Source organism: Fulvivirga marina, assembly GCF_016775155.1.
Lineage (GTDB): Bacteria > Bacteroidota > Bacteroidia > Cytophagales > Cyclobacteriaceae > Fulvivirga > Fulvivirga marina.
In genome coordinates this window covers 74,791-91,221 of the sequence record NZ_JAEUGD010000059.1, presented here as the reverse complement: position 1 = coordinate 91,221, position 16,431 = coordinate 74,791, and the positions used below count along the sequence as shown (strand labels likewise).

General features: G+C 38.7%; 7 protein-coding genes. 2 read left to right on the top strand and 5 right to left on the bottom strand.

The genetic code is table 11. The annotated features are described in order from the left end of the window. Positions 1 to 33: 33 nt before the first annotated feature. The 5 genes from JMN32_RS18090 to JMN32_RS18070 all read right to left on the bottom strand — a co-directional run bounded on the left by JMN32_RS18090 (position 34) and on the right by JMN32_RS18070 (position 8,182). On the bottom strand, positions 34 to 774 hold the full coding sequence (locus tag JMN32_RS18090; protein WP_202857775.1) for a hypothetical protein: 741 nt from the start codon (positions 772 to 774) through the stop codon (positions 34 to 36). After that, positions 767 to 4,120, bottom strand: coding sequence for a hypothetical protein (locus tag JMN32_RS18085; RefSeq protein ID WP_202857774.1), 3,354 nt, complete (start codon positions 4,118 to 4,120; stop codon positions 767 to 769). Before JMN32_RS18085 ends, JMN32_RS18090 begins: the two co-directional genes overlap by 8 nt. A gap of 21 nt (positions 4,121 to 4,141) precedes the next feature. Beyond that, positions 4,142 to 5,485, bottom strand: coding sequence for an ATP-binding protein (locus JMN32_RS18080; RefSeq protein ID WP_202857773.1), 1,344 nt, complete (start codon positions 5,483 to 5,485; stop codon positions 4,142 to 4,144). 456 nt (positions 5,486 to 5,941) lie between these two features. After that, positions 5,942 to 7,342 (bottom strand): MBL fold metallo-hydrolase RNA specificity domain-containing protein, encoded by a 1,401-nt coding sequence (locus tag JMN32_RS18075; protein WP_202857772.1) that lies wholly within the window; start codon positions 7,340 to 7,342, stop codon positions 5,942 to 5,944. A 426-nt stretch (positions 7,343 to 7,768) separates the two neighbouring features. Beyond that, positions 7,769 to 8,182, bottom strand: coding sequence for an avidin/streptavidin family protein (locus tag JMN32_RS18070; protein WP_202857771.1), 414 nt, complete (start codon positions 8,180 to 8,182; stop codon positions 7,769 to 7,771). 178 nt (positions 8,183 to 8,360) lie between these two features. On the opposite strand from JMN32_RS18070, the gene JMN32_RS18065 reads away from it, so the two are divergent. Then, positions 8,361 to 9,239, top strand: a complete 879-nt coding sequence (locus JMN32_RS18065; protein WP_202857770.1) for a ParB N-terminal domain-containing protein — start codon at positions 8,361 to 8,363, stop codon at positions 9,237 to 9,239. Positions 9,240 to 9,731: 492 nt separating this feature from the next. After that, positions 9,732 to 16,199, top strand: a complete 6,468-nt coding sequence (locus JMN32_RS18060) for a non-ribosomal peptide synthetase (RefSeq protein WP_202857769.1) — start codon at positions 9,732 to 9,734, stop codon at positions 16,197 to 16,199. Positions 16,200 to 16,431 lie beyond the last annotated feature (232 nt).

The window sequence follows — 16,431 nt, the reverse complement described above, 5'->3', positions numbered from 1 at the left end:
TTACTTTAATAGATTCAGATTGAACAGTCAAATTTATTCGTGGATAATTTTAAGTAAGAATTCTTTGTTCAGTTCAATTAATTCTACTGTATCCTTTTCAGAGGCGACAAAGAGATCTTTACATCCAGAGGTGTTATAATAGCAGATTGAAACCTTGTCGATTAATTTAGTTTTAATATCTACAAATTTTATATCAACATTCATATGGTTCCGCATAGACTGGTGCGTGTAGGTTAAAGTCTCATTTTCCCAGACAAGTTTTTTATAGTCTTTATATTTGATGCTTTCTCCTCCTAAATTATCTGAATATCCAAATTGTTGTAGTTGTTCAAATTTATCTCCTGTTAAAATGATAATAAATGCCTCTGTGTCAAAATCATAAGAAGAAGGATTCGATTCTTTGGTAAAAATAGCCGCAACGTCATCATATCCATCTTTGTTAAAGTCTGCCTTTACATAGTCATACCCTTGGTCAGTTTCTACGAGATTGAATTCATAATCAATAGCCTCAAGAATTGTTTTTGCAAAATCATCCGAAATATTAGTTTCAGGCGTTTTAGTTTTGGGTTCAATTTCATCATTCAAAGCATCTGCTTTTTCTTCTGCTGCTGTAATGGTCTGCGTGTTAGTTGAATCATGACCATCACCTGAACTGTTGTTACTTCCAGTACAACTGAAAGTAATAATGAAAATTCCTGGAAGGATAATGAGTAAGTACTTAATTAGTTTGGAGTTCATGGATTCTTTGGTTTTAAATAATATGTTGTTATTCATTTACGCGGATTTGGGATAAATTATAACTGCTGTTCTTAACCTTATTATTGGTAATATATAATTTGTTATCACTACTAACCCCGGTTCTTTTCATATAAGAAGTGCCAGGTTCAAAATATTTATAGTACCAGCCATCATCATCTTTGGCTTTCCCCATAATAATAATGAAATGATCTGATGTTCCTTCATTGCGTTGAACTTTACCCTCTTCTACCTTGTCAACAGCAACAAATACTGCCTTTCCTTGACGTAATTGGCCATCTATGTATTTTATACCTAATGCAGCTTGTTTTGTGAATTCGCCTCCTTTTCCGCTTTCTTCCACAAATGTTTGAATTTTACTCGCAGCTCCTTCGGCAGTAGCACCTGTAAATCCCAACATTTTGTTAGCAGCATCGAAGCAACATACCATATTGCCTTTTTTCTCGTAAGCTTTGTCCTTGGTAAATAAGGCGTGATTTTTGGAATCGGTCATATCAAACCATTTATGTTTTTTATCTTCGAACTTCTTTTTTACTTTTTCTATTATTTCACTGGATGCTTTATGGAGTTCATTGGCATCTTCGTATCCTGTCAATTCAGTTACGTAGTCGATATACTCTTTTTCAGTGTCACCACTGTAAAAATTACAGCCATAACGGAATTGACTAACCCACTGAGAATCTTTGAGCAAGGTAACTTCTTTTTCAAGTGGTTCTTCGCCTGAGTAACTATTATGAACTTTTGTCATGGATTGAATGGAGGCATCAGTATTCCCACCCTTGCTAATCAAGCCGTCTCCTTGATAAACACTTTTTTGCTCCGTTTTGCTGTAAGAAGCAGTAGCGCCATATTTTTGATATTCTTTAATGGCTTTAATAGTTTCTGTAAGCTGTTCGTCTTTTACAACGGTGTTTTGAGGTACAAGTCCTTTTACGGTGTCGATTTCACTGCACGATTTGGATAGGTAACCAAAAGTAACCAGGAAGGACTGTATTAACTGAACATCTTTGGCCTTATTAGTGCCTCCTTTACCTACGCTCGCTGATATTTTGTTGGCACTTAGTTTAGTTACCTTAGTAGTTTCCTCTGGTTCAGTTGTTTTTTCTTCTTTGGCAGGTTCAGTAATCGCAGTTATGCGGTTGTAAAGAATTCGTTTCTTGTCAATATTTACGTAATTGTTTTCCGGAGCAAGTGCATCTGCCAGATCATCTAACAGGTCTTTGTTAAACAGGCGTAGAACACTGTCATCCGTATTGCTTACCATTGCATAGGCCAGGTTGTCATTAGTTCTTCCAAGATCTTCCAGAATGGCCTGTACATGAGTGGCCCCGTCATTGGAGGCGTATGGGATCAATGATTTACCTAATTGCACCATATCAATCTCATCCTTTTTATACTGAGCATAAAGTGCTTCTACTTTTTCCTTTGCTGATGGAGTTTTTTTCTTGTCTTCCTTAGGGGCTGCTTTTTCTTTTTTACCATGTAGTAATTCCCTGATCTTCTTATTGAAAGCATTTTCATCCTTAAGATCATACTTGTCCTTAAATGCTTTAATAGCCTTGTTGGAGTTAGGTCCTCTTACTCCGTCAATTATCCCGGTATATAAACCTTCTGCTTTGAGCACGGTTTGTTTATCTGCAAAATTCAGGTAGTCTCTGTAATAAGCAGCCCCTCCATCTTTAGATTTTAACCGATCATAATGAGCTTTTGCTTTGTCAGCAAAATCGTCAGCATGGTCACTACCATTAATAATAGCTCTTGCTTTTACCCAATCCGTTTTCTTGTCGTTGAAATAATGACTCAACTTCTTGCCTGTAAACATACCATCAATCATACCCTTAACTGCTATGGTCGCAGCAACTTTTGGAGACAGTACTTTGTCTGGATAAGTTACCACATCAACTCCGGTAAGTTCCTTGGCTTTTTCGTAGTTGGCTTTCCAGGTGATTTGAACAAATCCTCTACCGTAATAACCGCTCGACCAATATCTGCTTTGCAGACGAATGAGTTCTTTTTGCCTCTCTGTCTTAGCCGTTACTTGTTTTTTCTCAGCTTTCGATCTAAATCCACATTCGCCTTCTACTGTAGCGAGAATATAGGCGAGTTTGCGTTTATCTCCATCACCATGAGTTTTCCAGTTAGAAATCAGTAAGGCAATGTTGGAACTAGCACTATTCTCCGCGGTGATTTCTATATCTTCATCTTTTTTGTCGGAAGGTTTAAGCTTGGCAGCTTCCTGTTCTTTCCTAAGTCGCTCAGCCTCAGCTTCTTTTCGTTTCCTTTCTTCTTCAGCTTTGCGTCTTTTTTCCTCTTCACGCCGGGCTATCTCTTTAGACTTTACCTCAGCTACCTGTCCGTCAAGTTCTGATAGTGAATCACTTTCCTGCTTGATTTCCTGATCTACCTTCTCCTCATTAACAGCTTCTGTTCCCCTGCTTAGGTTAATTCCTTCAATAAAACTTTGGATATCCTTATTGATGAGGGTAAACTCTGTTTGCTGTATTTGAATTAATGCCTGTACATCCTGCTCTTTCTGTACCTTACTGTTGAAGTCTTTAAGTTTACCAGCCTGAGCATCGAGTTGTGGTATTAAGCTTTGGTACCTGGCGATGTCCTGGCCCATACCTTCAATACTGCCTTCTATAGTATTAACCAGGGCTCCGTAACTGGAGATGATCTTACTATATGAAGCAGCAAATTGAGCTTGTTGCTCTTTTGTACCGAATTCGGTTAAGGTTGCAGCTGCGGCTTTTGTTTTTTCCTGAGCCTCGCTTATTTTATCATTGGTTTGTTTTAGCAATTCCCTGGCTTTTCCTGCATCAGTACCTGCCAGTTGCATAGCCTCTTTGGTTTTAGCGGTAATTTCCAGAATTCGGTCATTGAGAGAGTTTACCTGTAGCCCAATACTTTCTTTAATGGATTTCACCTTGCCACTGATCACTTCGCCATAATCAGGGAACCATTTCTCCAATAAACGGAAATAGCGGTCGCTACCCCAATGATCATGCGCTCTGCCATCCATGCGTTTGAGGAATTTTTCAACCTTCTTATTGAAATCCTCCAGCTGCTCCGGGTTAGTGATGAGTTTCCTTTTCGTATTAAAGTAGACCGTAAACTCGTTTTTCAAATGCTCCTGTTCTTCCTGAGGCACTTCAGGCTTGTGGTTCAGTAAAGAAGAGTTTTTGATGTTGTCGATTAGACCAGGGATTTTCTCCCCCAACTGCATATTCTTAACCTTGGAAGTTAAGCTGGCCGTATTAATGCCCAATACGCGGCCATTGGCTGGGTGCTTTCGAGTGCGCGTGTTGTGTTGCGGATCGGCAGTCTTTTTTGTCGCTTTTACATTATCGTCTGTTCCGGGCATAGCATGCTTGGGCTTGTGGTATTAGATCGTTTTTCCTTTTTTTCTTAATTCCTTGATTACACCTTGCGAAAATATTTCGCTAGATACCTTTTTCTCTCCTTTATGCAAACACATCATGGCGCAATATTGAAACACGTTGTTAATTTCTGCTCCTGATAATTCATATTTATTGGCTACATTTTCCATTAGAGTCAGGTCTTCCAGTAAATATTTTTTTTCAAAAGCACGTCTAAATAGTTCCAGACGTAGCGTTTTGTTAGGCATGGAGAACTTGATAATAGACTGGAATCTACGCGTGAAAGCACCATCAATATTTGCTTTAAAATTGCTTGATAGAATAACCAGTCCATTGAAATCTTCAATTCGCTGTAGCAGGTACGAGACTTCCTGGTTGGCGTAACGGTCGTTGGAAGTACTCACTTGTGTACGCTTGCCGAAAAGAGCATCAGCCTCATCAAAAAACAAAATCCATTCTTTGTTTTCTGCCTTCTCAAAGATCATCGATAAGTTCTTTTCTGTTTCACCGATGTATTTACTGACCACCATGGAAAGATCTACCCGATAAACCGGCAAACTCGCTTCCTTACCCAGGAGGCAGGCAGCCATGGTTTTCCCTGTGCCTGAAGGACCGTAAAACAGCGCTCGGTAACCTCTTTTGGCCTTTCTGCTGATAACCTCATCCTGAGCGAGCCTCTCACGCTCTTTTAGCCAGATATTGATTTCTTCCAGGGCTACACGCGTATCACTGGGGGCCACCATGTCGTCCCAGTCTTCTTGAGTTTGTACCAGTTGAGCAGGAAAAGTTCTGCTAAACTGTGGTCTGTAAGACCTGTTGAGAATAAGAACATTGTAAAACTCTTCATTAAGAGCAAATGGACTTAATAAACGGTTGTTCGTTCGAGGATCTACGTGGATATCGACTACCCCCATAGACCACAGCGGATGAAATTCGCTAAAAACCGTAGTGAGTAAGTTTTTACGGGAGTCGATGTGATGACCTGCAACTATAAATAAAACCGTTTGCAGTGTAGGTATAAAACCAAACTGTGTTTCACTTTGCACACCTCCAAGCGTATCGAGACCCTGCCCACTTTGTAAGGCTTTGGTAAAAGGTTCCAGTAAAGTGGGAGCTAAGTAGGGAGACAGCGCAAAAAGTATGATTAATCGCTCGGCGATAAGTGCGTTGGCATCATCATAGCCCGTTTCTTGTCTAAATAATTCAAACAGGTCACCAAAAGGTGTATGAGGTGGCCATTGCGGAGGTAGGAGGTCTTCCAGAGGCCATTGGCCGGTATTGGTACTATTTAATTCTTCTAATCTTTTGTTAATCAGATTTTTAGCCCACTCGATGTCCGCTTCAATCATATGCCGGGTAATGGTTTAATAAAATTGTGTTATCGCTCGAACTGTAATAATAATATTTTAAAATATTTTGATGAATAGAATGTGATTAAAATCAAACAACTTGATGATCTGATAGTAGGGGCGGAGCAGCAGTTGTCAAGTCTATAAGCTTGTTTAGCGATTTGTAGGCTAATTAGGAAAAAAAACCTTTATTTCCAATACTTTCTATTCCTATTCCTAGCGGAGACTTTCCCCAGGCACCTGTGTTCATTAATATCAGAATCAGTCTCGTTCAGAAATTAATTAACGGGTTGTGTTAGGGGAATTTTGATTTAATGATCCAGCCAAATGCTTATGTTGAAGGAGGTGTACTTGACTGTAACATTAAAAGGAAGCTACAATGCATATGCTAAGGTATTGTAATGATAAAACCATTTATAGGATACATAAAGCCTTATAAATCCAGTTGGGTAAGTTCTAAACCCCTTGGAATAATTCAAATGATTCCAGGTATTCAGGGATAACAATATTTGGCCAGTCCAGTTCCTTCTTTATGCTTTGACTAAACGCGGTAGAACTGTTTTCTTCGCCATGTATAATGAAAGTCATTTTTGGGGGCTCGCTAAAATTACTTAGCCATTTAAGAAGCTCATCACGGTCAGCATGCGCAGATAGACCGTTGAGGTGTGCTATGTTGCATTTTACAGAAACATCAATACCAAATATTCTTGAAGTGGGCTCGCCATCTAATAACCGTCTGCCACGGGTGCCCTCAGCTTGATACCCTACAAATAGTATCGTGTCATTTTTTCTTTGAAGGCGGTGATACAAATGATGTAGGATACGTCCTCCTGTACACATTCCACTTGCTGAAATAATAATGGCTTTTTTTTCCAGGTTGTTCAGACTGGTAGAAGCTTCCTGACTTCTATAATATTTTATTTGGTTGTAATCAAATATAGAAGGATTACTCAATTCCTTACTTGTGAGTTTATGGTACGTTGGGAAGTCCTGATATAGCCTGGTGGCGCTAATAGCCATAGGGCTGTCAACATATACCGGAACCTTAGGTATTTTACCTTCTTCCATGAAAGTTTTGATATAGTGAAGAAGGAGTTGTGTTCTGCCAATGGCAAATGCAGGTATCAGAAGGCAGCCATCCCTGTCCAATGCTTGATTAATGATTTCTGCAAATCTTTCTTCAACACCTTCATTTTCGTTTCTTCTGTCACCGTATGTTGATTCCACAAAGAGGATATCCGCATGATTAATAGCAGAAGGGTCATGTAATATAGGTCTGTCATATCTGCCAAGATCGCCAGAGAATATGATACGTTTTGTTTGAGTGGAGCCATGAATTTCCAGTTCCACAATAGATGACCCCAGTATATGTCCTGCGTTATGAAATGTAACCATTACACCCGGGCAGATTTCCTCTTTTTGCTGATAGTGGTGACCCTTTAGCAATGATAGAGCTATTTCTGCATCCTTTGTGTTAAACAAGGGTTGTGGGTTTTTATGTTTGGAGTAGCCTTTTTTTTGTGCAAATTGAGCTTCTTCTTCTTGTAGTTTTGCGGCGTCCAGCAACATAATGTCGAGCAAACCTGCAGTAGCAGTAGTGCAGTGCACTGGTCCTTGAAAACCTTCTTTCACAACCCTGGGTAAATAGCCACTATGATCGATGTGGGCATGGGTTAATATAATTGCATCAATAGTGGATGCATCTACAGGAAGGGTATCCCAATTTCGTAGCCTTAGTGACTTTAAACCTTGAAAAAGTCCGCAATCGATGAGTATCTTCTTGTCGTCAATTTCAAGCAGATATTTAGAGCCGGTAACAGATTTAGCTCCTCCCAGGAATTTTACTCTTACATTCATGGGGTTAAGATACAAGATAAAAAATTATAGACAATTACTGGTTGGGGTGAATAGAGGCCTTTTTATAATCGAAAGGGTGCTTTTGTTTTCATTATTTAAAGTAGGTAATTATATAATTGTAATAAAATTAGAATTTATTTATAATAATATTTTTTTGAGTTATATTATTCTTATTTATTATTGCTAATAAAACTGGACTTTTTGATAGCTAGTTATTTAATTAATAGAATGATTCCTGTAAGACCTTATTCGGGATGTTGAGAGAGGGTGTACTTTTAAATAATTGAAGTTGTAAGGGCCTGATTATGAGGTTAAACATGTATATTTGCTTTCCTGGCCGTTCAAAAGTTGAAGGCCAGGAAAACAAACAATATTAAGTTGTGTTATTAATGTATTTATTTGTGATGTAAGTCATAATATGGAATTTTAATATGACCGAGCTTTCGAGTTTAATTTATTGTTTGGAAATGGAAGAAGTTTTTTCGCATGATCACGAGGATCGAATTCTTCATGTAAGCGCGAAAAACCTTGAAGACTTTCGTTTTGGGAACCCATCACCAGTAACCATTTTAAATCAAGTATGTTTTGATTTGTTTTCTTGTCAAGGTGTAAGATTCCTGTGAAAGTTGTGAAAGATGGTACATCAGCATGTTCCCATTCAATAGAGAAGGTAAAGTTGTAAACTTTATTAGTTAGCTGATAAACAAGACCGTTGAATGTGTGAATAGACTCTGAATCAAGGTCATTCGCATTAAAACGTCCTGAAATAGAATGTTGATTTAACGAATCAATAAATACTGAAAAGCTATGCTTTTCATAGAAGCAAAGGGGAAACTTCATAATTGTTGAATTTGTTAGGTTTAGTAATAAGTAATGTTGTAATGGATTTTACCAAGTTATTGATTTAAAGTGATTTTATCCATTAAGCAATTATAAAGTTATTGTTTTTTTTAATGTTTTTTTGTCAATTTAGTTATAAAACCTTACATAGGTAAAATAGTTCAATTAAACTTACAGTATGAATAAAATTAAAACCGGAGATGTAGTGGTTAAAAAAGAGCTGGAAAGTTTCATTGTTCCCCTTAGCAATGAAGAGTACGCTCAATTAGAAACCAATATTATCAATGAGGGGTGTAGAGATCCGTTAATTTTTTGGAAAACCAATGAAGGGTTGGTTCTCATCGATGGGCATAACAGGCTAAAGATATGTACTGAGCACAATATCCCTTATAAGTCGAAAGAGCTCCCTTTCGAAAATGAAGAAGAGGCAAGATTATGGATGCTTAACAATCAACTGGGAAGAAGGAATCTAACTCCTGACCAATTAAGCTATTACCGTGGTCTGAAGTATCATTCATTGAAGCACCAGAGGGGGGGATATGAGAATGTTCAATCGAAGGGTCAGAAAGAACCTTCGACTTCAGAGAAGCTGGCGGCTGACTTTAAAGTGAGTGAGAGCACTATTAAAAGAGATGCCAAATTCACACAAGGACTCGATATCATTGGGAAATCTAACCCGGCACTGAAATTGAAAATCCTTAAGGGAGAGATCAAGGTAAACAAGTCTGATATACGCCTTCTGAGTGAGGGAGATGAGAAGCTTATTGCCAGCATTAAAAATGAGGCTGATCTATATAATAAGGCTAAGATCATTAAGGATAACCTACTTAATGAAGTAGAAACCACACTGAACCAGATAAAGGAAAAGCAGGTAGAGGAGGCTCAGGAGTATTTCAAATCAACGGAACCCATCTTTCAGGAAAAAGATGATCAGGTAAACCGGATTAAAGGAAAGATAATTTCTGCCATTAATAGAGCGATTAATAAAAGGGATATTGAAGCGATAGATGAATTACGAAAGCTAATAGAAAGATTGGAGAGTCTTTTGTTTTCCTGAGCTCTAAAACTAAATTCCGTATTCAACTTTGAATAAAGCGCCCCAGTACGGATTTTAATGTATTTAATTAATGGACTATAAGAGCAAGACTTTTTCTTTTTGATTGAAAGAGCATAATGAACCTTTGATGAGGGGCAAGGTGTATAAATACCCCACAGGTATACTTTATAGTTTCCAGGCAAACCAAACCTTTTGAAAAAGAAGAGTGGGTAAAAATGTTATTTTTTTGCTTAATCATGCTGCTTTTCTTACTTAAATTTTGTTATTCAGGCTGCTTACAGTATTTTAAGGGCAATATCATTCACTTAACTGTTTCTTTAATGAAGAAAAATGGGATGATATTATTAAAACCTTATGTAGAAATAATCACCTGGGTATAATCTTGATATAATGCTTCAAATATTCACGGTGATGATATTAAGTTGACCAACTTCTTGTGCCTGCAGGTTGGTAACAAAATAGATTTACAACAAATTTGAACCGATATAGTCAATGTCAAGTACTACCCTAATAGAAGTATTAAAACAGAGAAGTAGACAGAGTAACACAGGAATCACTTTTATTAATTCCGGTGAACAGGAGAACTACCTTTCCTACAAGGAGCTTTACCATTCTGCATTAAGGAGTTTGTCTCACTTGCAGAAAATGGGTATGAGCCCAAAGGATGAGTTGGTTTTTCAGATTGATGATAATAAAACCTTTGTTATTACCTATTGGGCATGCTTGTTGGGAGGTATTATTCCCGTTCCCTTAACTATAGGGCAAAATGATGACCATAAGCAAAAGCTATTCAATATATGGGAGATACTTAATAATCCCTTTGTGGTCTCCTCCAAAAGTGGATTGACCAGATTAGAGGCCTATGCTAACCAAAATGGACTTGACAAGACTTTTGACAGGATCAAGAGTTCTTCCATAGATCAGGATGATGTTATTTCTTCAAAAGAGAATGGAGAAATATATAAGGTTCATGAAGATGACATAGCTTTCATTCAATTCTCTTCGGGTTCCACGGGAAGCCCAAAAGGTGTAGTTCTTACTCATAAAAATTTGATCACGAATGTTGCGGCCATTAGTGCAGCTTCCGGTTACACTAATGATGACTCCATGATTAGTTGGATGCCATTGACCCATGATATGGGCCTGATCGGATTTCATATCAACCCATTGTTTATAGGAATGAATCATTACCTCATGCCTACGAACTTGTTTGTTAGAAGGCCGGCTCTTTGGCTTGATAAGGTTACGCAGCATAAAGTAAGTATATTATGTTCCCCAAATTTTGGGTACAGGTATGTACTGAAGCACTGTAATGTGACGGAAGATAGTGGGTGGGACTTGTCATCAGTAAGGCTTCTTTACAATGGTGCGGAACCTATATCCGTGCAATTAAGCAGTGATTTTATAGAAGCTTTGACAAAATTTGGATTACCACGTAATGCCATGTGTCCGGTTTATGGCCTGGCAGAAGCCAGTCTAGCCGTTTCTATTTCGAACCTTGAAGACGAAGTAATTTCATATGACTTTGACAGAGACCTTTTGAATTTTGGTGATCAGGTCGTTGTCGTTCAGAAAAGTGACCACTCTGTTTCATTTGTTAATGTTGGTAAGGCTATCAATGACTGCCAGGTCAGAATAACCAATGACGATAATGAAGAAGTAGGCGATGAAGTAATAGGACATGTTCAGATCAAAGGAGATAATGTAACTTCAGGGTATTATAATAATCAGGAAGCAACCAAAAGTGCCATTGTAGAAGGCAACTGGCTACGAACGGGAGATCTTGGTTTTGTTAAGGATGGAAGCCTTTATATCACTGGAAGGGTTAAGGATATTATTTTTGTTAATGGACAGAATTTCTACCCTCATGATATTGAAAGGGTGGCAGAACAAATAGAGGGCATTGAACTTAACAAAATAGCAGTAGTAGGCCACTTTAATCCCGAAAAACAAAAAGAAGAGGTTGTCGCATTTGTATTCCATAGAGGAGGTCTGGATAAGTTTATTCCCTTGCTGAAGGAACTTAAATCATTTATAAACACTAATGTAGGGTTTGAGCTTGACCGGGTGATACCGGTTAAAGATATTCCCAGAACCACCAGTGGAAAGCTGCAAAGGTTTAAGCTGTTGCAGGAGTACAAAAATGGCGAATTTGAACAAATAGAGATTGAAGTTAATGAGTTGTTGCAGGAGGCTGGCCTGACGGTGCCACAGGTGGAGCCGGCAAATGATAATGAACATAAACTGGCGGATATCTGGAAAGGCATATTAGGACTTGAGCAGATAGGAGTTACTCAAAGTTTTTTTGAGATAGGAGGCAACTCTCTGAAGGCCGCAGAAATGTCTATGGCTTTCGCCAGGGAGTTTCAGGCCGACATGCCTTTGGAGGTTTTATATGAAAAACCAACGATCAGAGAGTTGGTTGACGAAATCCCTAACCTTGAAAAACTGGAATATAAATCTATCCCGGTAGCAAAAGATCAATCGGAGTATACTTTATCCAGCCCTCAACGGAGATTGTTTTATGCGTGGCAAATGAATAAGGAGGCTGTGGCATACAACACGCCAATCGCTTTTAATGTGTCAGGAAAAATAGACAAGCAAAAATTAGAGCGTAGTATAAACCAGATTGCTGAGGCGCATGACTCTCTGAGGATGACATTTAAAATGTCTGGTGGAAAACCAGTATTTAAAGTGTCTGACAAGGTAGAATTTACGTTGGACGTGGCAGCATGTTATTACAATGAAACCGCCGGGAAGCTGAAGCATATGGTCAAGCCTTTTGACTTGGAGAAAGGACCGCTTTTCAGGGCAGCAATACTTGAAATAGAAAATCATGATCCTATATTATTTCTGGATTTTCATCATATCATTTCTGATGGTCTGTCTGTTTATTCTTTTCTGGAAGAATTAGCCCGTTGCTATGAAGGGCAACTCCCTTCTGGGCAGGCGATTGGTTATAAGGATTTTACTTTGTGGGAGAAGGAGTATTTAACCTCACCCAAAGTAGAGGCCCAGCGTGGCTACTGGCTTAACCAGTTGGCCGGGGAATTGCCGGTGCTTGAAATGCCTACTGATAGCCCTAGGCCATTGATATTTGATAGCGAGGGTTCAAAAATAGAGTTTGAACTTAAAGCTGATATAAGCTCACGACTCAGGCAACTGGCTAAAGATAATAACTGCACCCTTCATGTGTTAATGTACACCATTTATTGTGTGTTGCTGTCAAAATATACGGGGCAGCAAGAGTTGGTTATAGGTATACCCGTGGCTGGTCGTAAGCATCCTGATTTGCAAAAAATGCAAGGGATGTTTGTTAACAACATGGCTGTAAAGAGTTCAATCCCTAAAAATGTTTCATTCAAACAGTTACTGCAGTTTGAAAAGGACCGTCTTTCTGAGGCCCTTACACATCAGGATTATCCGTTTGACCAGTTAGTCAATGAAATTGACGATCAAAGAGATGTCAGTAGAAACCCTGTTTTTGATACCATGTTTATCTATCAGAACATGGGTTTTCCCAAGGCATATACATCAGATTTTTCATTGACCAGACATTTTTTCGATCCCGGGTTTTCTAAATTTGATATTTCAATGGAAGTCTTCGATTATGAGCAATCCATCAAATATGCCATTGAATATGCGGATAAGCTTTTTGAAAAAGAGACTATACTAAGGCTAAGGAAGCACTTTGAGAGTTTAGTTGAGACTATTGTTCATAACCCGGGAGCAGATATTTCACAAATCTCAATGCTCCCCGCAAGTGAGTATGACTGGTATGTTAAAAACTATAATCAAACGGAAAGGGACTATCCTAAGGGTAAAGTAATACATCAACTGTTTGAAGAGCAGGTAAAGGCTACTCCCGATGCCATAGCAGTAGAGTTTGAAGGAGAAACCCTCACCTACCAGCAATTGAATGATAATGCAGACTGCCTTGCAGACACTTTAAGGCAAAAGGGTATTGAAGCTAACCATATGGTAGGGGTTTTGCTACCCCGATCCCCTGAGTTGGTTGTTACTATTCTGGGGATACTAAAAGCTGGCGGAAGTTATTTGCCTTTAGATACCGAACTGCCTGAAGAAAGGGTAAATTATATTCTCACTCATAGCCAGTGTAATATAGCTATAACCATAACAGCACATGAATCCCGGCTATTGAACTGGCAATTAGGGGCAACGGATTTAAACCCCGTTATATTAAATCTGGATAAAGAGTCTTTAATTGCGAAAGACAATAACGAAATAAAGAATATTAATAAGCCCAGCGACCTGGCTTATATTATTTATACCTCGGGAACAACGGGTAAGCCTAAAGGAGTAATGATTGAGCATCATTCACTGGTTAACTACATCTGTTGGGCTTCCGATCAGTACGTTGGGGGAGAGCAGGCAACGTTTCCTTTATATACATCCATTTCTTTTGACCTTACCATTACTTCGATTTTTACACCATTGGTTACAGGAAATAAGCTTATGATCTATCAGGATGTTAACAACGATCTGTTGATCAACAAGATTGTAACGGATAATAAGGTTAACGTAGTGAAACTTACACCTTCCCATTTAAAACTTATTACAGAAAGTAAAGTTGAAATTCCTGTAGAGAGTAGTATAAAAAGGTTTATAGTAGGGGGTGAGGAGCTTGAACAAAGACTGGCACATGATATTTATAATAAGTTTTCAGGGAAAATAGATATATGTAACGAGTACGGTCCAACAGAGGCTACAGTCGGTTGTATGATCCATAGGTTTGATCCGTCAGAGCATACAAATACAGTGCCTATAGGTGTACCTGCCAGCAACACTCAGGTTTACATTCTTGATCGCTTTCTGCAACCAGTGCCGACAGGGGTAAAAGGTGAAATGTATATTTCCGGTGATGGGTTAGCAAGAGGATATCTGTTCAGCGAAGCGTTGACAGATGAAAGGTTTATTGCGAACCCCTTTATTGTGGGACAAAAAATGTACAAGACCGGTGATATTGCAAAGAGACTGGCTAATGGTACGTTGGAGTTTATTGGTAGGGCAGATCAGCAGGTTAAGATCAATGGCTATCGTATTGAGCTGGCTGAGATTGAGAATTGCCTGATGGGGTTCTCAGGCATTGACGAGGCATTGGTTATTGCCAAGTTGAATCAAAAAGATAAAAAAGTTATTTATGCCTATTTTATAAGTGACTCTGATAAAGAAATATCAGAGCTGAGAAGCTATTTAGCAGATCAGTTGCCACACTATATGATTCCTGCCTATTTTGTAAAGATAGATACTGTTCCATTAACAAAAAACGGAAAAGTAGACTATGGTGCTTTGCCCGAACCAGAACAGACGGGAAGAGAGCAAGATAGTGTCAGTAGCATGCCTAAAAATGATGTTGAAAGAATTTCCCTTAAGGTTTGGTCTGAGGTATTTGGGGAGGAAGACTTATCAGTGACGGATAATTTTTTCGAGCTGGGAGGGGATTCTATTAAGGCAGTACAAATCTCTTCAAGGTTAAATGAAGAGGGTATTTCATTGAATGTAAAAGACATATTGACCTATCATACCATAGAGCAGATCAGTCAGTATGCAGAAATGGCCGGTGAGAGCAGGTATGAGCAGGGGTTGGTTGAGGGTAAAAGAGAGCTAACACCTATTGAGGGGTGGTTTTTTTCTCAGGAGTTTAAAAACCCTGATTTTTATAATCAGTCTGTGCTTCTAAAACTAAATAGAAAGGTTAATCCTGATAGCCTCAATAGGGCATTTGTGCAGGTTATTGAGCATCATGATGGGTTAAGGCTGAACTTTGACTCTGCTGATAACACACTTGTTTATGGTAATATAGATTTCGGATCAACTTTTTCCATTTCGAAGCATAAGGCTAAAGATGCTGATGAATTACAACAACTTTGTGAATCATTAAAACAACAAACTGATCTTGAAAATGGCTTGATGCTAAAAGCTGGCATTGTTCAGTATGCTAATGATGGAGAAAGGTTGTTGATCACTGCCCATCACCTTGCAGTTGATGGTATTTCCTGGAGAGTGCTGCTGGAAGATTTGTATAAGTGCTATACTGCTTTGGAGCAGGGTGAGGTAGCCAAGCTGTCTGCTAAGACCGGTTCCCTTATCGATTGGTATGATCAGTTGCTAGAGTTTTCAAGGTCAGAAGAGGTTCAATTGTCAGAGGAGTATTGGGATGAAGTGGAGAATATCGACTTTTCAATACCTGTGGATAATGAGACGGAAGACTGGACATGTGCCAATCTAAAGAAAGCGATCGGTGTTTTGCCTGAGCCTCAAACATCATATTTGTTGAAAGAAGCACATCATACATACAATACAGATGTTCCTATTCTGCTCAATGTGGCCTTGGCTATTACTTTAAAAGAGTGGACCAGAGCAGAATCTTTTGTGGTAGAGCATGAGAATCATGGTCGCCACCTTACCGAGGTAAATACTTCAAGAACAGTTGGCTGGTTTACATCCATGTACCCTGTAAAGCTGAAATTGAAGGAAGATACCATGGGTGAGCAGATAAAATCTATAAAAGAACAAATGAGGTCTGTACCAACATATGGTATGGGCTATGGCATAGCCAAATATATGAATGGACTCATTGAAGAAAAGTCTGGGGCAGAAATCAGGTTCAATTACCTCGGGCAGTTTGATGGTGAAATGAATAACGATCTGTTTTCTCTGAGTAGCGAGTTTCATGGCAGAGAAACAGCACCCGAGAATGAAATGACAGCCAAGTTGGAAATAAACCTTATGGTGATGAATGGTGAGCTAACGATAGATATTATCTATAATGAGAAAGCTCACACCGAAACTACCATGGGCTGGTTTAAAGATTCATACCTGAAAAACATAGAAAGAGTACTGGAACATATTGAAAAACAGAGTGATGTCCATTTTTCTCCTTCTGATTTTGATAGTGCTGAGCTTTCTGAGGAGGATCTTGATATATTATTTAGCTAATAATTTAATCTAGCTGAATATCATGTATTTACCGTTTTTGGAGGTATTTTTTAATTATTACGTTTGGACTTTCTCATAAATCCATTTATATTGTTTGGTAACTATCGTGTCTAAGAATCAATCACAGCTTTGTTAAGCGAACACTAATGATCACATATCGATCGAAGGGTCAGGGTGAACTTTCGATTAAACTTCAAGTTCATAGGTTGTAAAACCTGAAGTTGCAGGGTAT

Bases quoted from the DNA above. Each gene is read 5' to 3' on its own strand.
- JMN32_RS18090 (WP_202857775.1), bottom strand. From the start codon at position 774: ATGAATAACAACATATTATTTAAAACCAAAGAATCCATGAACTCCAAA.
- JMN32_RS18085 (WP_202857774.1), bottom strand. From the start codon at position 4,120: ATGCCCGGAACAGACGATAATGTAAAAGCGACAAAAAAGACTGCCGAT.
- JMN32_RS18080 (WP_202857773.1), bottom strand. From the start codon at position 5,485: ATGATTGAAGCGGACATCGAGTGGGCTAAAAATCTGATTAACAAAAGA.
- JMN32_RS18075 (WP_202857772.1), bottom strand. From the start codon at position 7,342: ATGAATGTAAGAGTAAAATTCCTGGGAGGAGCTAAATCTGTTACCGGC.
- JMN32_RS18070 (WP_202857771.1), bottom strand. From the start codon at position 8,182: ATGAAGTTTCCCCTTTGCTTCTATGAAAAGCATAGCTTTTCAGTATTT.
- JMN32_RS18065 (WP_202857770.1), top strand. From the start codon at position 8,361: ATGAATAAAATTAAAACCGGAGATGTAGTGGTTAAAAAAGAGCTGGAA.
- JMN32_RS18060 (WP_202857769.1), top strand. From the start codon at position 9,732: ATGTCAAGTACTACCCTAATAGAAGTATTAAAACAGAGAAGTAGACAG.